23 protein-coding genes are annotated in these 23,488 nt (G+C 30.2%); 17 read left to right on the top strand and 6 right to left on the bottom strand.

Annotated features, from left to right (window positions below; all coding sequences use genetic code 11):
• Positions 1 to 6: 6 nt before the first annotated feature.
• Both CLPA_RS18895 and CLPA_RS22190 read right to left on the bottom strand, forming a co-directional pair.
• Positions 7 to 1,269: a DDE-type integrase/transposase/recombinase gene (locus CLPA_RS18895; protein WP_236900340.1), complete on the bottom strand. Its 1,263-nt coding sequence runs from the start codon at positions 1,267 to 1,269 to the stop codon at positions 7 to 9.
• 199 nt (positions 1,270 to 1,468) lie between these two features.
• Positions 1,469 to 2,023 carry a DUF6431 domain-containing protein gene (locus CLPA_RS22190; RefSeq protein WP_076719224.1) on the bottom strand — a complete coding sequence of 185 codons (555 nt, stop codon included), beginning with the start codon at positions 2,021 to 2,023 and terminating at the stop codon, positions 1,469 to 1,471.
• 230 nt (positions 2,024 to 2,253) lie between these two features.
• Here CLPA_RS22190 and CLPA_RS18885 point away from each other — a divergent pair, with 230 nt between their 5' ends.
• From CLPA_RS18885 to CLPA_RS18860, 6 genes are all read left to right on the top strand, one after another.
• On the top strand, positions 2,254 to 2,727 hold the full coding sequence (locus CLPA_RS18885) for an RNA-dependent RNA polymerase family protein (RefSeq protein WP_039263276.1): 474 nt from the start codon (positions 2,254 to 2,256) through the stop codon (positions 2,725 to 2,727).
• A complete protein-coding gene (locus tag CLPA_RS18880; RefSeq protein WP_003447809.1) occupies positions 2,720 to 3,640 on the top strand; it encodes a reverse transcriptase domain-containing protein in 921 nt (306 codons plus the stop codon). Before CLPA_RS18885 ends, CLPA_RS18880 begins: the two co-directional genes overlap by 8 nt.
• A gap of 122 nt (positions 3,641 to 3,762) precedes the next feature.
• Positions 3,763 to 4,455 (top strand): response regulator transcription factor, encoded by a 693-nt coding sequence (locus tag CLPA_RS18875; RefSeq protein ID WP_034830577.1) that lies wholly within the window; start codon positions 3,763 to 3,765, stop codon positions 4,453 to 4,455.
• A complete protein-coding gene (locus tag CLPA_RS18870; RefSeq protein WP_003447806.1) occupies positions 4,452 to 5,711 on the top strand; it encodes a sensor histidine kinase in 1,260 nt (419 codons plus the stop codon). The genes CLPA_RS18875 and CLPA_RS18870 overlap by 4 nt, the downstream gene beginning before the upstream one ends.
• 105 nt (positions 5,712 to 5,816) lie before the next feature.
• Complete coding sequence (locus CLPA_RS18865) at positions 5,817 to 6,491, top strand: ABC transporter ATP-binding protein (RefSeq protein ID WP_003447804.1); 675 nt, start codon at positions 5,817 to 5,819, stop codon at positions 6,489 to 6,491.
• Positions 6,492 to 6,493: 2 nt separating this feature from the next.
• On the top strand, positions 6,494 to 8,869 hold the full coding sequence (locus CLPA_RS18860; RefSeq protein WP_003447803.1) for an ABC transporter permease: 2,376 nt from the start codon (positions 6,494 to 6,496) through the stop codon (positions 8,867 to 8,869).
• Positions 8,870 to 9,121: 252 nt separating this feature from the next.
• Here the strand turns inward: CLPA_RS18860 and CLPA_RS18855 are convergent, their stop codons facing one another.
• Both CLPA_RS18855 and CLPA_RS18850 read right to left on the bottom strand, forming a co-directional pair.
• Positions 9,122 to 9,328, bottom strand: coding sequence for a TOBE domain-containing protein (locus tag CLPA_RS18855; RefSeq protein ID WP_003447802.1), 207 nt, complete (start codon positions 9,326 to 9,328; stop codon positions 9,122 to 9,124).
• A gap of 339 nt (positions 9,329 to 9,667) precedes the next feature.
• The gene (locus CLPA_RS18850) at positions 9,668 to 9,874 is read right to left on the bottom strand and encodes a TOBE domain-containing protein (RefSeq protein ID WP_003447801.1); all 207 of its coding nucleotides are present in this window, start codon (positions 9,872 to 9,874) and stop codon (positions 9,668 to 9,670) included.
• Between the two features lie 319 nt (positions 9,875 to 10,193).
• On the opposite strand from CLPA_RS18850, the gene CLPA_RS18845 reads away from it, so the two are divergent.
• The 6 genes from CLPA_RS18845 to CLPA_RS18820 all read left to right on the top strand — a co-directional run bounded on the left by CLPA_RS18845 (position 10,194) and on the right by CLPA_RS18820 (position 16,324).
• Positions 10,194 to 11,381 carry a sensor histidine kinase gene (locus CLPA_RS18845; RefSeq protein WP_003447800.1) on the top strand — a complete coding sequence of 396 codons (1,188 nt, stop codon included), beginning with the start codon at positions 10,194 to 10,196 and terminating at the stop codon, positions 11,379 to 11,381.
• Entirely contained in the window at positions 11,368 to 12,024 is a 657-nt protein-coding gene (locus CLPA_RS18840) for a response regulator transcription factor (RefSeq protein ID WP_003447799.1), read from the top strand. The genes CLPA_RS18845 and CLPA_RS18840 overlap by 14 nt, the downstream gene beginning before the upstream one ends.
• 98 nt (positions 12,025 to 12,122) lie before the next feature.
• Entirely contained in the window at positions 12,123 to 13,061 is a 939-nt protein-coding gene (locus CLPA_RS18835; protein WP_003447798.1) for an ABC transporter ATP-binding protein, read from the top strand.
• 8 nt (positions 13,062 to 13,069) lie between these two features.
• On the top strand, positions 13,070 to 14,230 hold the full coding sequence (locus CLPA_RS18830; protein WP_080751540.1) for an ABC transporter permease: 1,161 nt from the start codon (positions 13,070 to 13,072) through the stop codon (positions 14,228 to 14,230).
• A 5-nt stretch (positions 14,231 to 14,235) separates the two neighbouring features.
• Positions 14,236 to 15,312 carry an ABC transporter permease gene (locus tag CLPA_RS18825; RefSeq protein WP_003447796.1) on the top strand — a complete coding sequence of 359 codons (1,077 nt, stop codon included), beginning with the start codon at positions 14,236 to 14,238 and terminating at the stop codon, positions 15,310 to 15,312.
• A 565-nt stretch (positions 15,313 to 15,877) separates the two neighbouring features.
• Positions 15,878 to 16,324, top strand: coding sequence for a MarR family transcriptional regulator (locus CLPA_RS18820; RefSeq protein WP_003447788.1), 447 nt, complete (start codon positions 15,878 to 15,880; stop codon positions 16,322 to 16,324).
• Positions 16,325 to 16,513: 189 nt separating this feature from the next.
• On the opposite strand, the gene CLPA_RS18815 is transcribed toward CLPA_RS18820, so the two are convergent.
• Entirely contained in the window at positions 16,514 to 17,758 is a 1,245-nt protein-coding gene (locus tag CLPA_RS18815; RefSeq protein ID WP_003447787.1) for an IS110 family RNA-guided transposase, read from the bottom strand.
• 316 nt (positions 17,759 to 18,074) lie between these two features.
• Between CLPA_RS18815 and CLPA_RS18810 the strand changes: the two genes are divergently transcribed.
• The 3 genes from CLPA_RS18810 to CLPA_RS18800 all read left to right on the top strand — a co-directional run bounded on the left by CLPA_RS18810 (position 18,075) and on the right by CLPA_RS18800 (position 20,824).
• Positions 18,075 to 19,151, top strand: a complete 1,077-nt coding sequence (locus tag CLPA_RS18810; RefSeq protein ID WP_003447786.1) for an SDR family NAD(P)-dependent oxidoreductase — start codon at positions 18,075 to 18,077, stop codon at positions 19,149 to 19,151.
• Positions 19,152 to 19,352: 201 nt separating this feature from the next.
• The gene (locus CLPA_RS18805) at positions 19,353 to 20,360 is read left to right on the top strand and encodes a hypothetical protein (RefSeq protein WP_003447782.1); all 1,008 of its coding nucleotides are present in this window, start codon (positions 19,353 to 19,355) and stop codon (positions 20,358 to 20,360) included.
• Positions 20,361 to 20,485: 125 nt separating this feature from the next.
• Positions 20,486 to 20,824 carry a hypothetical protein gene (locus tag CLPA_RS18800; RefSeq protein ID WP_003447780.1) on the top strand — a complete coding sequence of 113 codons (339 nt, stop codon included), beginning with the start codon at positions 20,486 to 20,488 and terminating at the stop codon, positions 20,822 to 20,824.
• 321 nt (positions 20,825 to 21,145) lie between these two features.
• On the opposite strand, the gene CLPA_RS18795 is transcribed toward CLPA_RS18800, so the two are convergent.
• Complete coding sequence (locus CLPA_RS18795) at positions 21,146 to 21,727, bottom strand: flavodoxin family protein (protein ID WP_003447778.1); 582 nt, start codon at positions 21,725 to 21,727, stop codon at positions 21,146 to 21,148.
• Between the two features lie 121 nt (positions 21,728 to 21,848).
• On the opposite strand from CLPA_RS18795, the gene CLPA_RS18790 reads away from it, so the two are divergent.
• A complete protein-coding gene (locus tag CLPA_RS18790; RefSeq protein ID WP_143756601.1) occupies positions 21,849 to 22,691 on the top strand; it encodes a helix-turn-helix transcriptional regulator in 843 nt (280 codons plus the stop codon).
• A 68-nt stretch (positions 22,692 to 22,759) separates the two neighbouring features.
• Positions 22,760 to 23,488: a response regulator transcription factor gene (locus tag CLPA_RS18785; protein ID WP_003447775.1), complete on the top strand. Its 729-nt coding sequence runs from the start codon at positions 22,760 to 22,762 to the stop codon at positions 23,486 to 23,488.

The raw sequence follows: 23,488 nt of genomic DNA, 5'->3' as shown, positions 1-23,488 counted from the left end.
CTCCGGTTAGTTAGCTTCAAAGGCAGAAAAATCAACAGAATTAGTATTGTTAGTTCTTCTGATTTTTGAATTATCAATTTTTTTAACAGGGAAAATAGTATCTTCAAGTTTACCATCCTGTGAAAAAATATAAGCTTTATCAATAGATGATGGATCATAGCGTATATTTATTTTGTCACCAACATATTTTAGTGGTACTTCAAATATTTTTGTACCTATAGATACTGTGGAGTCATTTTTTACAGTACGGAGTACTTTATATAAAAATAAATAGTCTAGTTCAGTTTTAGAATCAATAAATCTTATATTTTCAACATTAGACATGTACTTATCAATTGGTTTTTTGTTTATTGAGGAATGTATAGTGTTGTTATAACTGTTAACATAACCCGACAGGGATTCATTTAAAAGGTCTATAGATTTAAAATCATTCCAATTAATTGAATTCATCCATTGTTTTTGCATAGTTTGGAACCATCTTTCAATTTTGCCCTTAGATTGAGGGGAATATGGTCTTGCAAAACTTAAAATACTACCAAGAGCTGCACAAATCAAATGAAATTGCTCACTTTTATATATCTTTCCATTATCAACGAAAACTTTTTTAGGAATTCCCTTTGATGCTACCGCATCTTTAAATACAGACATAAGAGATAAAAGATCATCTTTAAAAAATGCTTTGCATCCTACAATGACTCTACTGGAATCATCTAAAAAAGCTATAATATAAGTCTTGAATTTTTTATCTTCTATAGTAAGGTAAGGACCTACAGATACGTCAGATTGCCAGCATTCATTGGAAAACTCAAATTCAAAGGCTCTTCTATCATCAGGTACAAGCTTTTTAGAACCTATCTTAGCCTTATTTATAAATCTAGTTACTGTTGACAGGGAAATACTAGTTTCACTTTCAAAACCTTTAGCTATAACTTCATGATATATGTACTTGGCAGTTTTTTTAGGTGAATTTAATTTACTGTTTATAATAAATTCTTTGGTTTCATTTGAAATTTTTCTGGAAGTACCTTTATCAGCTCTTGATTTTGGATATAAGCCATCAATACCATATTTCCTATATTGAACTAGCCATCCTTTGATTGTTGCAGGAGAATACTCTTTTTTCTTGCCGTTAGGCAGTGTATAAGACTTTGCTGCAATTTCTGCTAAATAATCTTTTACAGAAGTCTGAGTAAATGTATTGGTTATAATGGGTGCAATCAGAGAATAACGAAATAATGCTATCTTTTGATTAAATTCTTTTAATATCATTGATTATCAACCTCCTATTTTTATTAATAATTATGACTTAAAATCGACATTTAAACCGTTAAAGGTTGTGTGGAATTATACAAAAATTTTAGATAGAACAAGAGAAATGAGGACAAGATTGATATAAAAAGACATTAAAAAAAGTGTGAAGTATTTAATTTGATAAAAAAGATAGATCTAATTTGTACCTATTAAATTATCATTTACAAAAGAAATACTTAGGCATGTGTAAAAAATAATCCAAGTTAAAATCGTGCCTTAAACGGCAAAAGATAATAATTTTTTTTATGATATCAATAGGTAATTTGCTATTTATGTTAGAATTATAGAATTTATACTGTGCAAAAAATAAACGAATACTCGATAATGAGCTTACTAGCCTATTTTTCCAAAATGATAGATCTGTTGTATTAAGAGATGAGTAGTTAATATTAAGAGATTTTATAAGAGTTAATATTTTACTAAAGGAATAACCTAGTTTTAGCATCATAATAATAGAAGTTAGAATAACTTCATAAGCATATTGCCTATAAGGAATAATAAAACTGGGTATAAGAGAATAGGTTTTACCACAGGATTGACATTTACAACGCAGGATGACTATCTTGTATGCACCTTTAAGGGTAATTAAGTTTCTATAATAAAATCCATGTCTGTACAGCTTACCTTCAAATCCACATGCTTCGCATCCATATTTACTTGGAAATTGATTAAACTTACAAAGTTTATTGTATTTTTTTATTCCGTAAGGCATTTTTACTATATTTATCATTATTATTTCTTCTCATAATTAAAAAATTTTCTCCTTACTAATTATCGTCAGATTAAATAATCTTATTCTTTTTGAGTCAGATTATTTAATCTGACCTATAAATTAAGTCTATAATAATTTGACTTTTTTGAATGTTTTTTAGCTTAAGTAAAATGCCTAATAACAAATACAAAAGAGATGCAGAAAAGTTTCAGAAATATTCAAAGTACCGAATGAACAAGTTTAGTTTAGAACTTGCGGAGGAAAAGACGAGACTTCTTTCTTTTGGGAGATATGCAAGAGAAAGAAGAGCCCAATATGGCGAAAAGCCGGAAACATTTGATTTCTTAGGCTTTAAGCATATAAGTGGAGTTGGTACAAATGGACAATTTGCACTAATTCGAAAACCTACAGTAAAGAGTTGTAGAAAGTTTCTGGATAAAACTCATAAATGGCTTAAAGGGCATAGTCACTGGAAAAGAAGAGACCAGCAGAAGCAACTAATAAGTATGTTGAAAGGTTTCTATCAATACTTTTCCTTATACCACTGTAGAAATAAACTTGTATACATTCGTGAAGAAGTTGTTAATCAATGGATTAGGTCGCTTAGAAGAAGGAGCCAAAGGCATAAAATGTATTGGTCTTATCTAAGTACTAAAGAATGGTTTAAATTACCATATCCAGAATTAATACATGCAGATGTCTAACGATGATAATTGTGAATTGTTTTGGGGAGCCCGGTGCGGAAAAACTGCACGCCGGGTTCTGATTGGGGCTGGAAGTACAAGGATAAAACCAAGGCTTCCTTCTACCAACCATAATGTAGATCATGAATGGTTAATAAAATTTCTAGAACATGATATCCAGGACAAGAACTTTCTACGCTATACTAAAAGGTTTCTAAAAGCTGGTATTATAGAAGATATGAAATTTTATGAAAGCGACAAGGGAACGCCGCAAGGCGGCTTAATATCACCTGTTTGTGCTAATGTGTATCTCCACTATGTACTGGATATGTGGTTTGATATTGTAGTAAAGAAACATTGCAAAGGTGATGCATATATTGTGCGTTATGCAGATGATTTTGTATGCTTCTTTCAGTATAAGAAAGAAGCTGAAAGCTTCTATAAATCTCTGGCAGGAAGACTTAAGAAATTTGGACTTGAACTTGCAAGAGATAAAAGTAAAATAATTCCTTTTGGAAGATTTGCTGCTGAAAATAGCAAGGACGGCAAAACAGATACCTTTGACTTTCTAGGTTTTACGCATATAAATGGTAAGACAAGAACAGGTAAATATAGACTTCAACACAGAACCAGTAGAAAGAAGCTGAAAGCCAAGAAACTAAAGGTAAAGGAATGGCTGAAAAGCAACATACATGGGAAACCATCAGACACAATAAAGCTTCTAAACCGAAAGATAAAAGGACATTATGCTTATTATGGAATATCAGGCAACTATCGAGGATTACTGAATTTCTATAGATTTGTAAAAGTTGCACTGTATAAGGTGATTACACGAAGAAGCCAAAGAGCCTATCTTAGTTGGGCTCGCTATCAGTATCTTCTTAAGAAACACCCCATATCAGAACCTAAAATTTATGCAAATATTTGGTTGTAATGTAAGGAATATATGAAGAGCCTAATGCCTTAGTAGGGCACGTTGGGTTCTGTGAGGGGCAATAGACTAGCCCTCACTTTAATGAAAGAGAGGTGAAAGTCGAGTTGTCTACTCGACATTGTATGAAAAATATTTTGCTGGTAGAAGATGATAAATCTTTAAATAGAGGTATTAGTTTTAAGTTGAGCAAGGAAGGATATAAGGTGTTTTCAGCTAAAACAGTTGAAGAGGCCTGGAAAATATTTAATAATAACAATGTTGATCTTATTTTACTTGATGTAGGGCTACCTGATGGTGATGGCTTTGATTTTTGCAGTGAAGTTAGAAAAAAGAGCAATGTACTTATTATTTTTCTTACTGCTTGTGATCAAGAGACTGATATTGTTACAGGACTTGATTTGGGTGCAGATGATTACATAGTTAAACCTTTCAGTCTTATGGTGCTGATGTCAAAGATAAATGCTCTGTTGAGAAGAAATTCTAGTGAAGAATATGGGGAAAGATTATCTTCTGGAGATATAGTTTTTTCTGTAAAGGACATGAAGGTCTTCAAAAATCACAAGGAATTAGTCTTAAGTAAAACTGAACTTAAGCTTTTAAAATATTTAATGGATAATGCAAAGCAAATTATAACTAAAGAACAGCTTTTAAGCCAGTTGTGGGATGTTGAAGGTAATTTTGTAGATCAGAATACTATTGCTGTAAATATAAGAAGGCTGAGAGAAAAAATAGAAGATATGCCTTCACAGCCTAAGTATATAAAAAATATAAGAGGTATAGGATATATGTGGATAGAAGGATGTGTAAAAGGATGATTAGTTATATAAAAGAAGAACCATTATTAAAAAAGTTATTGCTACTATTAATAGGCAGTATTCTCTTTGTGTGGATTTTAATCTTTTTTACACATTATTATACTGTTAATAAAATTTACAGTGAACGTATTAATTCTAGCAGACAATTAATAGGAAGTCTTACAAAGTTGTATCCTGAAAGTGAAACGGATATAGTAAAATCAGTACTTAATAAAGAAAGTAATAAAAAAGATTTGGATTATGGAGAAAATATTTTAAAAAAATATGGCTACGATAACACAGCAGCAGTATGGAATGATGATAATTTCAATAGAGAATTTAAAAGTTTTATTATCAATGATTTTATTATTTTGCTTTTGCTGATAGTTATATCTGCAATACTTTTCAGTTATTTTAGCTTGTATTTTATAAAAAGACTGAAAAAGCTTTCAAATAATATTGATAATATTATAATTGGTAACTATTCTATTAATATAGAGGATTATGAAGAAGGAGTTATATCAAAGATATCTAATCAGTTTTATCAAATGGCAAGAAGGGTTGAATTGAGTATTGGTAAAATAAAGGAAGAAAAAGCAAATATAAAGGCATTGGTTACTGATATTTCACATCAAATTAAGACACCTCTTGCGTCTATCAAGCTTTTTAATTCACTTCTAATTGAAGATAATAATTTGGATACCAGGGAAAGAAACGAATTCTTAATGACAATTAAAAGTGAGGCAGCAAAGCTTCAGTGGCTTGTGGATTCTCTTATAAAACTATCAAGGCTTGAAGTGGGTATGATTGAACTAAAAAAAGAAAATAAATCTATAAAAGATACTGTATATAAGGCTGTTGAGGGTATATATTCAAAGGCTTTATACAAAAATATTGACATAATAGTTAATCCCATTGAGGAAATTTTTATTTATCACGATGTTAAATGGACTAAGGAAGCAATACTGAATGTACTTGAAAATGCAGTAAAATATTCCTATGCAAATGATGAAATAAGCATAAACGTTACTAAATTAAATTCTTATATAAGAATTGATATTGAAGATCATGGAATTGGTATTGCAAAAGAAGATTTCAATAAAATTTTTAAAAGATTTTTTAGAGGTAATTCTGACGTGGTTCAAGAAGAGGAAGGCTCTGGTGTAGGTCTATATCTTTCTAGAAAGATACTAGAAGAACAGAGTGGAAGCATAATGGTTGATTCTTTGTTAGGTAAGGGAAGTAAATTCAGTCTTTTCTTACAAAAATGTAAGTGATTTTGAAAGTAAGTTGTAATTTAAAAGTGTTATCCTCTAATTATATTAGAAATCTTAAAATTATTATTTATACATTTAAGGATGGAGAAAAGAGGGATAATATTTATGAAAATATTAGAAACAAAGTCATTAAAAAAGTATTATGGAAAAGATGAAAATTTGGTAAAAGCGGTGGATGATATTAATTTAAGTGTAGAAGAAGGAGAATTCGTGGTTATAATAGGAACCTCAGGTTCTGGTAAAAGTACTCTTTTGAATATGCTTGGAGGACTGGACAGACCTACTTCAGGAAAGGTTCTTATTGAAAATAATGATATATTTTCAATGGATGATGAAAAGCTTGCCATATTCAGAAGAAGGAGGATAGGCTTTGTTTTTCAAGCATACAATCTTGTACCAATTTTAAATGTGTGGGAAAATGTTATTTTACCTATAGGACTGGATGGCAAGGAAGTTGATGAAGTCTATGTAAGGGAACTTATGGAAACTTTAGATATTTATCATAAGAAGAATTCACTTCCAAATGCAATATCCGGAGGACAGCAGCAGCGTACAGCCATTGCAAGAGCTCTTGCTTCAAAGCCATCAATAATACTGGCAGATGAGCCAACGGGAAATCTTGACTCTAAAACAGCCCAGGAGGTAATGTCTCTTCTTAAAATGTCTGTTAAAAAGTATCATCAAACCTTAATTATGATAACCCATGATGATAAAATTGCGCAGATGGGAGATAGGGTAATCAGAATAGAAGATGGAAAAGTTAAGGCAGGGGAGGTATAACAATGAACACTATATCTAATCTTGCTAAAAAAAGTTTAAGAGCTTATAAAACTAAAAATATATTAGTTATCTTAACTATAATATTATCTACCTGTCTAGTAACTTCAGTGGGTATTTTTGCCTATAGTATTCAGAACATGTTGAAAAACTCAGCAGTTGAACAAGCAGGAGGTAATTATCATGCTAGGTATACTAATGTAAGTGATAAACAATTTGAAATACTTAAAAATAATAGAAATGTTGAAAAGGTAGGTGAATATATTCCACTTGGAAATGTAAAACAGGCAAAAGCAGGAGATCCAATAATAGCCTTAATATATGCTAGTCCTTCAACCTTAGATATGACAAATACAAAATTAAGGGAAGGAAAATTACCAACAAAAATTAATGAAATAGCCATTGAAGGTTGGATACTGGATAAATTAAAAGTAAATTGGAAAATAGGAGATACAATTCATATTGAAGATGAAGCTAACTCTATAAATAATGATTTTGTTATAAGTGGTATACTTCAGGATAATAAAATGGATAAATCACAAAATGCAAGTTCAGCTATATTATCAAAGGAATTTGTATTACAAAATACACAAAATGTAGAGAGAACTTTTTTTGTAAGAGTTAAGAATCATGGAAATATAGAAAAAGCTGTTTTAGATGTTGGACGCAGTATAGGTCTTAAGGATAAAGATATAGATGCTAATAAGACATATATTCAGGCAAGTGGTGGAGATGTTCAAGCAATAATCCCTTTTGTTATTATAGGTTTAATTGTAATATTTGCAACGATTATAGTTATTTATAATATATTTTATATATCTGTTATAGAGAGAATCAGGCAATTTGGATTACTTGCAGCCCTTGGTGCCACTAAGAAGCAAATTAGAAAGCTCATATTCAGAGAAGGTTTAATTTTATCCATCATAGGAATTCCGCTGGGAATTATACTGGGACATATTCTGTGTTATGCTATAAAATTAGTATTTTCACAGTATTTTATAGAAATAAAATTTTCACCCTATATAATAGTTATTTCAGCTTTAATAAGCCTAGTTACGGTAAGCATTTCTCTTAGAAAACCAGGAAAGCTTTCTTCAAAAATACCTGCGGTGGAAGCCATAAAATATAATGGTGTACAACTTTATGAGGGTAGAAAAGAAAGAGCTTCTATTAAGAAAATTACTATATTTAAAATTGCATATTTAAATCTTTGGAGAAATAAAAAGCGGACAATTATGACTATGCTGTCCCTTACTATGAGTGGTATTTTATTTATTACAGTTTTCAGTGTTGTTAAAAGTATGAACATAGACAATTTAACAAAACAGGAATTCAAACATGAATTTGCTTTAACAAGTATTGATACAAAAGGCAGTCCTTTAAATGATGATTTAATAAATAGAGTAAAGAAAATAGATGGAGTTAGAGAAGTTAGCACTGAAAAACTTGCAACAAATGTTTTTAAAGATAATGTACGGTCTATTTTATATGGATATGATGATAAGCTTCTAGACGAGCTAAAAAGACATTTAATAGCTGGTAAAATACCTATAGAGGATTTAAAAAATAGTAACGAAATTTTGGTTGTAACTGACTATGATAACTATAATAAGGGAAATTTTAAATACAAAATTGGAGACAAAATTAATCTTACAGTTAAGGATAATAAATCAGGTGAAAGTATTAAAAAACAATTTACCATAGCGGGAATAGTTAGTAAAAACATAGCTAACTTAGGATTGATGAATGGAGGAGATACATTTATAACTCATGAAGATATATTTCAAAGAGATGAATATAAAAATTTATTATCTACAGCGGAGGATAATAAACTGGCAGCAGCCTATATAAATATAGATAATAGTAAATTTGAAACCATAAAGAGCAATATAAAATCTATCATAGGAGATAATAACCAAATATGGTATAATTCCTATACAGATAATAGAAAGGAAATTAAAAATCAATTTATGGGAATACAGATTATCGCTGGAAGTGTTGTGGGAATTATAGGACTTATCGGTGTTCTAAATCTTATAAATACCATGGTAACAAGTATACTTACTAGAAAAAGGGAATATGGAATGCTTGAAGCTGTAGGTCTTTCTAAGTTTCAACTGAGAAAAATGCTTCAAATTGAAGGTCTATATTATGCTTTAACCAGTTCTTTAATATCCCTAATTGTTGGTTCGGCGTTAGGATATTTATGTTTTAAACTATTTAGAAAAATTGGAGCTGACTATGCGGAATATGAATTTCCATTAATGCCTATTATAGTGTTGGTCTTAGTTTTTATCATAGTTGAACTATTGATTTCCTATGTGATTGAAAATAAGCTTAAAAAGCAATCCATAATTGATAAGATTAGGTATAATGAGTAAATTCTCTTACAAATGATCATTACAATTTGTTATCTATAATCTATTATATAAAAAAGAAATATAAGATTAGAAAGAGTATGTTATTACGTAGGGATTTTGGGGAAAATAGAATAGAAAAAATCCATAAATTTTTTATACTATGTTGGTTATTAAGTGAAAACAATATTAAAAAAGGGAAATCAGCCTATTTGGTGATTTCCTTTTTTTATATATCTATGTTAATAAAGATGTAAGTAATTTATCTCTATAATATTAAGCTAAGATCATAACGTCAGTTGATTTAATAACAGCAGTTAATTCTGCTCCTTCTTTAACACCCAGTTCTTCAACAGAATCAAGAGATATTATTGAAGTGATTTTATTTCCACCAGCAATCTCAAGAACTACTTCTGCAGTTATAACACCTTTCTTTAAACCTACAACTTTTCCTTTTAATTGGTTTCTTGCACTTATACTCATAATTAATTCCTCCTAGTTTTACAATTTTTTATTTATTTTCGTTCTTTATACTTATTATTATACATGAATATTTTATAAATACAAGTACTAATTAAAAATTTTTTATTTATTTTTGTTGATTTTAATTTGTTTAAATTGACTGTGGTTTGCTTGAGCTAATAATAGATAGATAAATTTTGAAAATATTCATAATAGTTAATTTATTAATGAGCTTTGAAATTGTAAAGTTAAGATATCTAATAGTTTAATAAGGTTTGTAATTTACAAAAAAATAAAGATGCAAATCATTAAGGTGTGTGATTTGCATCTTTATTTCTCATGTAGTAATTAATTATAATATTAAGCTAAGATCATAACATCAGTTGATTTAATAACAGCAGTTAATTCTGTACCTTCTTTAACTCCAAGATCTTCAATTGAATCAAGAGATATTATTGAAGTTACTTTATCTCCTCCAGCGATTTCAAGAACTACTTCAGCAGTTACAAGTCCTTTCTTTACAGCTACAACTTTTCCTTTTAATTGATTTCTTGCACTTATACTCATAATTAATTCCTCCTAATTCTTTGTTATTGTTATGTATTATTTGCTTTTAATCTTTACAGTTATTATTATACACAAATATTTTATAAATGCAAGTAATCATTTAAAAAGTGTTTGTTTTTATTCGGTATAGATTGTTGTAGATAATTTAAGAATGCTGATGTTGCTTGGCATATTAGAAATATAAGTTTTATGGCTGATTGTAAATAGGGTTCTTTAAAGGACTACAATAAAAATATAAATAAATTTATCGAAATCTATGCACATTATTGTATAATCATTAATATGAATATTTTCATTAATAAAATATTAGGGAGAAACTATGGGTAATAAAATGGTATTGGTAGCTATAAGATATTATGTTATTTTCATGATGATAATGGCAATTTTTATGAACAATCAAATGAATTTTAATAATGAAATGATTATATTTATATTAATTTTTTTAGTAAACAATCAATTGAGATTTTTTTCATTAGATAAAGGGTGGCAGAAAATAGTATCATTTATTTTAGAAATGGTATTTGTTCTTATTTTTTATAAATGGATTAAAGTATATTTATTTATATATTCTGCTTTGTTAGCTATAGATTCTAATGTGTTATTTAAAAAATATATATCCATAATTTTTAATTTGATTATTGTATTGGAAGAATTATATCTACTTAGATACAGTGGTTTACAAAATCAATTTTTAAATATAGCTATAGTAACAATGGTAATAGCTGTACTTTATTTTACAAGAGAGGAAAGAGATAAAAAACTTGAAGCACAGGATTTATATGATAGATTAAAAATATCTGAAGATAAGTTGAAAAAGGCAAATGAGGAATTGGAAATTTATGCTGCTTCTATAGAAGAAATTACTTCACTGAGAGAACGAAATAGAATATCAAGGGAAATTCACGATAGTGTTGGACATCATCTTTCAACTATGGTGATACAGCTTGGAGCTATTGAAAAAACTATTAGTAAAAATGCTGGTGCAGCTGAGACGCTTACAAAAAATCTTAGAAAGTTTACCCAGCAGAGTCTTAATGATGTTAGAATGGCTGTTAGAGAAATGAAGCCGAAAGAATTTGAAGTATATGAAGGAATTTTAAATATAGAAGAACTTATAAATAATTTTAAGAAAATGACTGGAGTAGATGTAAGATTATCTTTTACTAAAGAGAAATGGTCTTTGAACTCAGACCAGGCTTTTATAATCTATAGGATAATTCAAGAGTTTTTATCTAACAGTCTTAGACATGGAGGAGCTACAATTGTTAGAATAATGATGGCTTTTAGTGAAAAAAAGCTTGTATTAACCTTAAAAGATAACGGTAGAGGAGTAAATAATTTAGTAGAGGGGATTGGAATTAAGAGTATAAGAGAACGAGTCATGGAAGCTGGTGGATTTTTTGAATACAATAGTAAAGCAGGTGAGGGATTTCTAGTAAAAATAGAACTGAATAGATGGGAAAAGCCTAAGATTCATTCAAGGAGGGAAGGGCATGGAGAAAACTAAAGTAATACTTGTTGATGATGAAAAATTAGTGGCAGACGGGCTAAAAATTATACTGGAGACCTATGAAGATATTGAAGTTATTGCTACAGCTTCAAATGGACAGGAGGCACTGAATAGATGCAGGAACCATAAGCCAGATGTAGTGCTTATGGATATAAGGATGCCAGAGTGTGATGGAGTAATTGGGACAAAACTAGTAAAGAAAGAATTTAAGGATATAAAAATACTTATTTTAACTACTTTTAATGATGTTCAGTATATCCATGAAGCCCTAAAGTATGGAGCCTCGGGATATATTTTAAAGGATAGCGATTATGATTTAATTTACGAAGGCATAAAGGCAAGCCTTAAAGGAAATGTTGTAATTAATCCTGAAGTTATTTCTAAAATGATCAGCGAGAGTTCATCCTATTATAAAAAAGCTTCTATAGAGAAGGTAACAAAGGATTTTAATTTGAATGAAAAAGAAATCAATATAATAAAAAAGGTTGCAAGTGGTTTATCCAACAAAGAGATAGGTAAAAAACTTTTTTTATCTGAAGGTACCATAAAGAATAATATAAGTATGATTTTATCAAAACTTTCCTTAAGAGATAGAACACAACTTACTATATTTGCCTTTAAAAATAATATAGCTGAATAGTAAATAGTGACTTAAGTAATTTTTATGGTTACTTTAAGTACTTGGAATACTCCTCAATATTTTCTAAAATGAAATTAGAAAGTTTGAGGAGGTTTTTTATGAGTAATATAAAGGTAAAGAATGTCACTAAAAGATTTAATGATAAATTAGTATTGAATAATATAGACTTTGAAATAAAAAAAGGAGATATATTTGGACTTATAGGTCCTAATGGTGCTGGAAAATCAACATTAATAAATATAATTACAGGGTTATTGAAGCCTAGCAGTGGAGACATAGAAATTGGAGGACATTCTGTTTTAAAGGAAGCTGTAAAAGCTAAAGAATATATAGGACTTGTACCTCAAGAGTTAGCAATTATGGAGACTATGTCAGCCTATGATAATCTTGAATATTTTGGAGCCTTCTATGGGTTGGGTGGAAAACTACTAAAGGAGAGAATAGCAGAAGCACTAGAGGTTACAGGACTTAGAGAAAGAAAAAAGGAAAAAGTGAAGAAATTTTCAGGGGGCATGAAAAGAAGACTGAATCTGGCAATAGCTATTATGCATAGACCTAAGATTTTGATAATGGATGAGCCTACTGTAGGGGTAGATCCGCAATCACGAAATTGTATTTTTGAGTTTATAAAGAAAGTAAATAGGAAAAATAATACAACAGTAATATATACATCTCATTACATGGAAGAAGTTGAAAGTCTATGTAATGATATATTTATTTTAGATCTTGGTAAAGAAATAGCCTCTGGCTCAAAACAAGAAATTAAATCTATGGCTAATATTCATGGAACTGTAAGATTTAAGGTGAAGGATTATAATGAAGAATTTATATTTATGATAAAAAAATTGCAGGGGGTTAAGGACGGTTTTATTGTTGATGATACAATAAATTTGCTTATAGATGAAAATAATTTTGTTCTTGAAGATTTGCTTAAACTTGCAGCTGACAATGATAAAAAAATAATAAGCTTTAATTTGGAGGAAGCCTCTTTAGAGGAAGTCTTCCTGTCACTTACTGGAAAGAAATTAAGGGATTAGAGGTGATAATGATGAGAATTAAGGCAACTATAATTACCTGCCTTAAGGGTACTATTGTCAGTTGGAAGCAGGTGCTGCTTATGTACTGTATTTTTCCAATAATTTTATCTGTAGGACTTGGATATTTTCAAAAGGATTCTTTTAAAACAGAATCAGAAATAGACAAGATTAATATAACTATTGTAGATAAGGATGATAGCAGTAGTTCTCATGTTTTTAGAGAATTGTTTAAAGCTAATGAAATGCAAAAACTATTTAATGTAACTAAGGATGGAGATTATTTAATTACTATACCAGAGAACTATGAAAATAAGCTTATGAACTTTAAAGATGTTACTATTACTGTAGATGAAAAGGAACGAGTATCAAGAGATAACGAACTCATAATAAAGAATATTATAGAGCAATATGGGAAGAATGTAACAGAAAATTTGATTGTTGGAAATAAAATAGAAAATTTAGACGTAGCAGATAAAGATAATTTATACAATAATATAGCTAAAGAAATAAATGATTTCTCAAAAGAGAATTCACTAAAAATTAATATGGTAAGAGGTAAAAAAATACTTAGCTCTTATGAAAATCAAGCAGCATCTCTTATCACTTTTATGATTACTATTATGGCAATGGGATGTGTTGGCAGTTACTATTTAGAAAAAGAAAATGGAACCTTTAAGAGACTAATGTCTACACCTATTACAAAAGAAATTTTCTTTAATTTAGAGCTTTTATGTTTTTTTATATATAGTTTTATACTTGGAGCAGTATACATTTTGACTTTTGCCTTTTCGGGTTTAGCTTTTAGAGATGTAAATCCTCTGTATTTGTTTATGATACTTATTGGTCAGAGTTTGATAGTGACAACTTTATCTGGACTTATAGTAACTTTTTTAGGTAAAAAGAATTCAAATTTATTAATGATTTTAATTTTATATTTTCAAATATTATTTGGAGGAGCTTTTATTCCTTTAAAGGGAATAACAAATAAAGTTTTTATAATTTTATCTGAATTTTCACCAGGTAATATAATTTCACAGGTTTATAGAAGCAGTATATTATTTAATTCCTTTGAGAAGCTGTGGAGAGATTTGGCTATAATGATTATGGTTTCTGCCTTTTTATATATCATAAGTATTATAAAAGTGAAAATCAGATGGGAGGAGGAATAACATTGATGTTTTTTAGAATGGTATTTGCCAATAGTAAAAGGTATTTAAAAGATTATAAAAATATAGCTATTATGTTTTTGCTTCCTATAATATGTGTGGCTTTAACTAATTTTTTAGTTAATAACAGTGAAAAGGGATTAAATATTGAAATTGCAATAATAAATATGGATGGAGGAAATTATGGAAAGCAGTTAGCTAGTGATTTAGGTGTTAATAATGTATTTTATAGTAAAGAAACAGCTGTTGAAGGGTTAAAAAACTATAATTATTCCGTAGTATATGAAATTCCTGAAAATTTCTCGGAGAGTATAGATAATAATATAAAACCTACTATAAATGCATATAAAATAGAAAAGGGAAATAGTACTCAGATTTTTGAAGCTAATTTACAAGCTAAATTAAATAACCTATTAAAGGTAAAGCTTTTAGAAAAGAATAGAATTATAGAGAATCAAAAAGAATTGGATAAAAATATTATTTATGTAGACTATAATATGAAAAAAGGGTTATTAAGTGCAGATTCCTTTGTGCCTATTTTGATGATTCTGTTTTTTATTATGAATTATTCAATTAATATAAGTGTAGATTTATTAAAGCTTAAAAAGGATAAAATATTAGAGAGATTTTTGTCTACAGGAAATAAAGGCTATGCTATAATGGGAAGTATTTATCTTTCTATGGTAGCAGTGCAGGTATCTATGTATACATTGTCATTTATTATAATGAACTTTGTTTTTAAATATAATTTTCAAAATTTTTGGATGCTAATAATAAATATTGCATTGATGAGTATGGTATCAATAAGTTTATCTTTAATGGTAATAAGGATATTTAAGGACAACCAAGCAAGTTCTTTAATCTCTATTTTGTTATCAATGACTATGTTCTTTTTATACATTTATAGTATTAGCAATCACTCTGATTTAAGTACAGCTTTAGGTAAGTTTACCCCATTTTACTGGGCTATGGACAGTATAGAAAAATCGGTAGTTTTTCCAAATATATTTATAATCATATTAATGATTTTAGTACTGTTTACTGCAGGAAGTATAAGGTATTCTAGTTTTGCTAAGGAGTCATAAATTGTTGAAGATTTATGTTTAAGTTTTGATTAATCGGCTGTATTCATTTTCATTCGTTTTAATGGATTTATGACAGAAAGCACTGTTATAATAAAAATAATAGCAAATATTAAAATTGTTTATACTAATGGAAATTCCCATACAATATGCATTTGGGAAAGTAAATTTGTAACTAGGAACTTTTGCAGTAAAGTACCTAAGATGCATTCGGTTAAAGAGTCGGTAAAGCTATAAGTTCCGGCTTCAACTAAAACCATTTTATTTTAATTGATCTCCGGACATACCAATAGCCCTCATGACCACTCTGTGAACTTAGCTGCATTAAAAGTAACATTAATATATTTGAAATTTCTTCCATAGATCTTTTTAACTCCATCAATCAATTAAAGTTTTTACTAATTAGATACCAAGTTTAAATTTACATTTTAAATATTTATTATAATTATTAGCACTTAATTTACAAAAGATAAAATTAGTTATAGCTTGACATAGTGATATATACATGATAAATTAGTTAAATAAATTTAATTAAATTTATTTAACTAATTTGCTTTAGGAGGGTTATATGCTTAAAGATAACTTTGCATTTATAGCTAATTATTTATGGAGAGAGTCAATTAAAAATTTAAATACACATTTATCAGAAAATGAACTAAAAAATTTTAGTAATAATGATTATTATTATTTAACTACTATTTATTATCTAAAAAAGCCCAATTTTTCTGAAATAGCTGAAGCTTTAGGACTTACAAAACCAGCTATTTCTATAATAATTAAAAAATTAACTAAAATGGACCTAATAGAGAAGAAACAATCTGATGAAGATAGGAGAATTTATTATGTTAATCTCACAGAAAAGGGGAAGAAAATTGTAGAGGGAGATGAGGAACTTTATAGTAAATTTGACTTACTTATAAAAAGCTTATTAAAAGATGATAACCAGTATGGTATTGTAGACGATTTATTAGGAAAAATAGTTTTTAAGCTAGAGGAAAATCGAACTCTTGATTAGTAAGATTCATTGATATGAAGAAGTTTATATAGGTATATAAAAGTGTTAGTACTTTGCACAGGAGGAAAATATAGAGTGGAGGTAATAAGGTTGAAAATAAAAGTATGAACTGTCACAAGAGTAAAAGTGCATAACAAATAAGCCATCCGTAGGTGACTAAAAAAATTAAATATAGATGTTGCAATAATGTCAACTAGCTGACTTGATCTTATAACCTTGATTCTGCGCAATTAAAATTGCCTGCTCCACAGTAATCTCACGTTGTATAGGGAAAACATCAGATTTTTTATATAAATCAGCATTATATGGTTCTTTATTTTTCAACATGTTGTATAATGCTGTTAGAAGCATTCTTGCTATAGCAATGATTGCTTTCTTGTGACCGCGACGTTTCCTTATACGGAGGTAACGGTTACGTATTTCAGGATGTTTTTCGCTTTTGACTACGGCGGTAGCACACTGTACAAGGAGCGGCTTTATAAAACATCCGGCTTTGGAAACCCGGACAGATTTTTTCTTCCCTGCACTTTCATTGTTAGTAGGTGTTAATCCTGCCCATGAGCATAAGTGTTTCGCCGAAGGAAAAGCTTCCATGTTTACACCAATCTCTGAAATGACAGCAATTGCAGAGAAAGGATTTTTAAATGATGGAGCAGTTAGAATTAGGTCGAGTTCTTGCTGATAGGGACTGGCGAGCGCAAGAATCAGTTTTTCTAACTCTGCTTTCCGGGATTCCAAATCCTCACAATGCTTCTTGATAATCTTTAATTTACCAGCCTGTTCAGGAGAAATGTATCCATCCACGGCGAGCTCCAATTCAGGAATTTTATCTTTCATAGAGCCATGAATTAAAGGTTCCAAATCAAAAGAAGTATTTAGAGGATCTTCAAGAATCTTATCTAGGATTTTCATAGAACTTTTACCAAAAGTGTCCGAAACAACGCTTCCCAATTGAATATTGGAAACTGTGAGACAGTTTTGAAGACGGTTCTTTTCACTAGACATAAAGCAGGTTAATTTGTAACGATAGCGCATTAAGTCACGAAGCTGGCGAATATCAGCAGGAGGCATAAAGCTGCCGGCAACAAGATCATGCTTAAACAGGTCAGCAATCCATTTAGCATCTTTCTTATCAGTTTTTTTACCACGAATAGCTTTAACGTATTTAGGATGTGCAAGTACAATGGAACAACCTTTTTCAAGGACATTGTACACGGGAATCCAGTACTTACCTGTAGATTCCATACAAACATCTTTACAATTGGAATCAAGTAGCCATTGTAACAGCTCTTTCAAACCTTTCGTGTAGGTAGAAAAGCGATGGCTCTTGTAGGTGGTAACACCATTAGAATTAGTAGATGCAATACAAGCAGCTACAAAAGTTTTGTGGACATCAATGCCACAACAGATTTTGTACACGATTTTTAAAGCCATAGGGACTCCTTTCTGAACTAACAAATTCTGAAAAATTATAGGGAGAAACAGCATTGACTGATAGCCTAGCATTTAAACGAGATTGTTTAAACAAAGATAAGGTTACGTGTTCAAAGACACACTTATTTGTGCTTGAAAAGGCTATCTACACATATATTTATACGGTCATCTGACAAGTCAGACAGCCCACTCACCTCCTCGTGATTTGTAGTATACCGAAATCCCTATGACTCAATGATAAAATAAAGCTCGCTTGAAGCCAACATTTTTCATTACGTTTTGTGCCTTGAGCGAAGCGAAAGGAATGGGAATATTTATGAGAAAAAGATTTGAGGGCAAATCTATTCTAATAATAGGTGCATCTGGAGGTCTTGGGGAAAGCTATGCTGGAGCATTTATCAATGAAGGCGGAAGGTTATTACTGGCAGGGAGAAATGCAGAAAAGCTTAGGGTATTAGCTGATAGATTATCAGGAGATGTGAATATTGCTGTAGCTGACATTACAGATGGTAAATCAGTAGACGAGCTTGCTGGATTTGCTTGCCAGTGGTCAGAAAAGATTGATATTGTAATAAATGCTACAGGTTATGATGTGAGAAAATCATTGGAAGATCATGAATTTTACGATATAAGAAAGAGTCTTGATACGAATCTCTTGGGAGCTATATTGGTGACAAAGGCATTTCTACCTTATATGAAAGATGAAAAGGGCAGTACTATTGTTCATATGGGTGGTTTTGCAGATGGACATCTGGCCTTTCCCTATTATAGTGTAGATGTTGCTACTAGAGCAGGTATATTTTCTTTTATTGAAGCTATGAATAGAGAGCTTTATCAGGAAGGCAGCAAAGTTTCTCTTACTTATTTTTGTCCTAATGCAGCAGATACAGTGGCAGAAAAGCCTTATCATAAGATATGGCAAGAGATGGGTATAGCAATTTCCTCTACTGAACAAGTTGCTTCTGAAGTGTTAAAGGCAATTGAGCGTCAGAAAACAGTATATATTATGGGTGGTGTCCCCACTCGTTTTTTTGCTCATCTGAATACATTGTTTCCTAAATTAGCAGATGTGCTGTTGTTAAAAAAATATAGTAGTATTTTAAAGAAATATTTAAGTAATTCAACCGATAAGAAGGTTATTAAAAGTAAAAGAAAAGGTATTAAAAAATTTGCTATAGGTTTAGTTGTATTGTCTTTTGTATTTTATGCACTTCTTCCAATAGTTCCTTTTTTAAATTTTGATACAAAAATAAAAGTAGCAATAACTGCTGCTATGATGGGTACCAGTGAAGTTATATTTTGGGTTGGTGGTGCTATTTTAGGTAAAGAGATTGTAGCTAAATATAAGAGGTATATTAATCCTGTTAACTGGATTTGCTGTAAGAAGCATTGATATATTTTTAAGGGTGTATTTGTGCTAATAATAATAAAGAAAGAAACCATATCGGCAGTAACGAGCATGCCACGCAAATATTTATCAAATTATCTAAAATAATTGCACCTATACTAGGTGTTGATGAGAGTATATTTTACTTTAGTGAAGAGAAATAACATGCTGTAAGAATAAAATTAATATAGACATTGGGGTGATGGTATGACTAAGGATATAAATAGGCAAAGGAAACAAAGAAAAATATTTAAGGCTTTTTTAGGAATATTGTTGTCTTCCATAGTTAGTCTTATCATCGCTTTTTTACTGACTAAACATCATTATAGAAATTATTACAGGATGGCTACAAAGGAATTTGAAGTACCAGGATTAAATGAAAGTTTTGTTCCTCAAGGATTAGATTATAGTAAAGAATATGATTCATTTATAATTAGTGGTTATCTTTCAAATAATAACGAAACAAGAGTTTATACGGTTAATAAAGAACATGAATATAAGCAAATTAATATTGTATTTGAGGATGGTTCTATCTTTAAAAATCATGCTGGTGGAATTAGTATATATAAAGATTTTGTTTATATTGCTGGCTGTGATCGTAAAGTCTATGTTATTTCATTAATGGATATGATGTCTGGCAATGATGTGGCAATTCGTGGAAGATTTGAAACGGGAAATAATGTAACTTTTCTATCCGTTAAAGATGAGTATTTATATGTTGGTGAATATTATCATGATCTTAAATATTCAACAGATAAAGCACATCATATCACAACACCTTCTGGAGATAGCAATAAAGCACTCATGTATGCTTTTAAACTAGATTATTTAAAAGACTTAGGCGTTGAAAATAATCCTAGTTTTGCATTATCCATTCAAGGAAGAATTCAAGGAATGAATATTTCAGAGGATCAAAAGCTAGTTCTTTCTGCGTCTAGTATATTTGAAGGATCTCAATTATATGTATATGACTTCAAAACAGCATTGGATAAAAACAACGAAGTATTCATTATTTACAACAAAAACATTCCTTTATATTATTTAGATTCGTCTGTTTTAATTAAACAAATAGAAATACTTCCAAAAGCTGAGGGGATTGTTTTTAAAGATAATAGACTATATATGATTTACGAATCAGCAACGAATCGATTTAAATATGGAAAATTATTTGATGCACAATATGCCTATAGCATGGATTTCAATTTAGAAAAATAGTTCATTGATTTTATTAAAAAAGTAAATATATATTTTAGTTTAATGGACAAGTATACCTATTTCATATTACATTAATTTTATGTTTATGAGTACATCACTGTTCATAGGTATATGTTGACAAGCCTTTGGATTTCAGTAGGAATAATTTATTTGCTTGGGGCATTGATAAAAATTTTGCTTTAACTGCTTCTTTATTCTTTTTCATATTTGTAGTATTAGAGGTGATTGTTGCGGCACCAGCAATTAAAGATGCAATTCCCCATAGACTATGGGCCAATAGCAATAAGCCCGACGCAGACGCTTCCACTAATTACGGAACCGATTTTTTTATAAAACCTATCCTCATGGAAATAATTCCTATTCCACCTGTAGCAAGGACAGTAATACCAATTGTTTGGAAAGCAGAGATAAGCACTGCTGCTGAAATAGAATCCTTTACGATAGGCACTATGGGAAAATTTTAAAACATGTTTCGACTCTTTACTATGAAGTCCTACCATACCCAGTGTCTCTGAAACATCAAATCTTTGGACTCCCATATAAGCAAGATGAATTTTGATGAAGAGATGATTAATTGTAAATCAAGGTGCATATGGCGGTAAAAGTATAAATAAATATTGAGATAGTATAATAAAGGTAAAGTTAGACAATTCTATTGATATAGACACAATAAAATAGGACCTACCTTACTAAAGTAAGTCCTTGTTGTGTCTTATAAGAATAAAATTAAACCACATTAAGTGATAGAGGCATTCCATTAAATTAAGGTTTTGTTAGGAAAGTATCTATGATTGCAGATCCATTCCAAGCATTTTAGCCTTGTCCCGAATTTCTAAAGGAATTTCATTTTTGGAAGCGGCACCATCTAAAGTTACACTTCCTATAATATCATATCCACCAGCTTTCAGTACTATTTCCATAGCTTGCAGAGTACCTTTGCTCTGAGTTGGAAGCTGACTTATTGGAGAAGGTGAATTACATACTGTTACCATGGCAGCTTTTTTCCCTTTGTGTAGTGGAGTTGGCATTTCTAAACCGCTTGCTGCTATCGCTTCAAAGGCAGTGAGATTTCTGTCAATAAGAGTCTTTAATGGTCCAGACATATTTCCATAATAGGTAGGACTACCAATAATTAGAGCATCTGCAGAACGGATTTTATGCCATACATCATGTCCGTGGTCATGTGGAAGATGGCATTCACTATCAGGTCTACATTGTAAGCAGCTTTGGCAGGGTTTTATCAATAAGTCATAAGCGTTTATCCATTCAACATTGTGATTTGAATCGATTCCTTCCTCAATACATTTCATAACACCCACGGTATAACCATTTTTTCTAGGAGATCCATTTAAAAATAATACTTTCATACACAATTTTCCTCCAGTTTTGTTTTTTAAAATTAAATAATGTGATATAAATAGGTTAATGTTATTTTAATAATAGTAATAGGAGTTTATTTATACTGGTATAAATTCTAACAGGATAGGGATGAAAAATTTGAATAGTGAAAAACAACGATATAAAGAACTAGGAGATTTTTTGAAAATGCGAAGAGACAGAATTTTGCCGTCACAGGTAGGACTGTCAGAAGGTTTAAGGCGTCGGACACCCGGTCTTAGAAGGGAAGAGGTAGCAGCTCTTGCAGGTATAGGCTTAACCTGGTATACATGTCTTGAACAGGGGCGTCCCATACAAGTATCAGCTCAGGTAATTGAAAGCCTATCTAGAGTACTAATGCTTGATAAGCAAGAACGAATTCATCTGTATACTTTGGCAAAACAAGTACCACAAGCAGATATTACTTCATATGAAAGAACTGTAAGTCCAATGCTTCAGCATGTACTAGATAATTTAGTTTTAAGCCCAGCTTTTATTATGGACACAAGGTGGAATATCATTGCATGGAATAAAGCAGCGTGTTTAGTATTTACAGATTTTAGCAAAATAAATATGCATAAGCGAAATATGGTTTGGATGATGTTTACCAATGCTAATTATAAGCAATTGTTTATAGATTGGAAATTTCACGCACAGGGAATGCTAGCACGATTTCGCTCAAACTGTGGACAATATATTGAAGATCCTTGGCTTGTTCAATTTGTTCAAGAGCTTAAGAGGGAGAGTATGGAATTTGATTTATGGTGGTCTAAACATGATGTACAGAGAAATAGTGAAATTTATAAGAAACTCAACCATCCAATTGTAGGAACGCTGGTTTTTGAATTTAGTAGTTTTGAGGTTTCTGATGATCCTAGCTTAAAACTAATTGTGAATACTCCTTTTTCAGAAACAGATACTGATATGAAAATAAAACTGTTGCTAGATAAATGAGATAAATGTTTTTTTAAATTTAAAGTTACACAAGAATTAAATATAAAAGGGTAAGAGTGATTTTTAGAATGAATTTGGTGAATTTTTCAGATAAAAAAGTATTACTTATAGACGATGAAAAAGATATAACTGACTTAATAGAAGATATTCTATTAAAGGAAGGCTTTAAGAATATACAAAAGGCCCATTGTGGTTTGGATGGGATAATAATGTGCAGAGATGAAGAGCCTGATGCTGTAGTACTTGATATAATGCTTCCTGATATTGATGGTATTGAGGTATGCAAAAGAATAAGAGAATTTTCTTATTGCCCAATTTTATTTCTATCTTCAAAAAATAGTGATATCGATAAAATTCTTGGGCTAAGTATAGGGGGAGATGATTATATCACTAAGCCTTTCAGTCCAAGAGAAATCGCCTTTCGTATCAAGGCTCAAATGCGAAGACAGCAGTATGCTGATATAAAAGAAGCTAGTGACAGTAAAAATCAGAGCATAAAGCTTGGTAACATTATTATTGATACTGAGCATTGCCAGGTATATAAAATGGATGCAGAGATTAGTCTGACAGCAAAGGAATATAAGCTTCTCTTATATTTAGCAGAAAATTCTAATAAGATAGTAAGTAAGGAAAGACTTTGTGAGGTAGTATGGGGAGAAGAATACATTGGATATGATAATACAATTTCCGTTCATATAAGGCATTTAAGAGAAAAGCTGGAGGACAATCCTTCTAAACCTAAGCTTATTGTTACAGTAATAGGACTTGGATACAAGCTTGTAAAAGGAAATGATTAG

It is taken from the genome of Clostridium pasteurianum DSM 525 = ATCC 6013 (assembly GCF_000807255.1).
GTDB classification, from domain to species: Bacteria; Bacillota; Clostridia; order Clostridiales; family Clostridiaceae; genus Clostridium_I; species Clostridium_I pasteurianum.
Note: the sequence above shows the minus strand (reverse complement) of the source record. Positions and strands in the feature narration are given on the sequence as shown.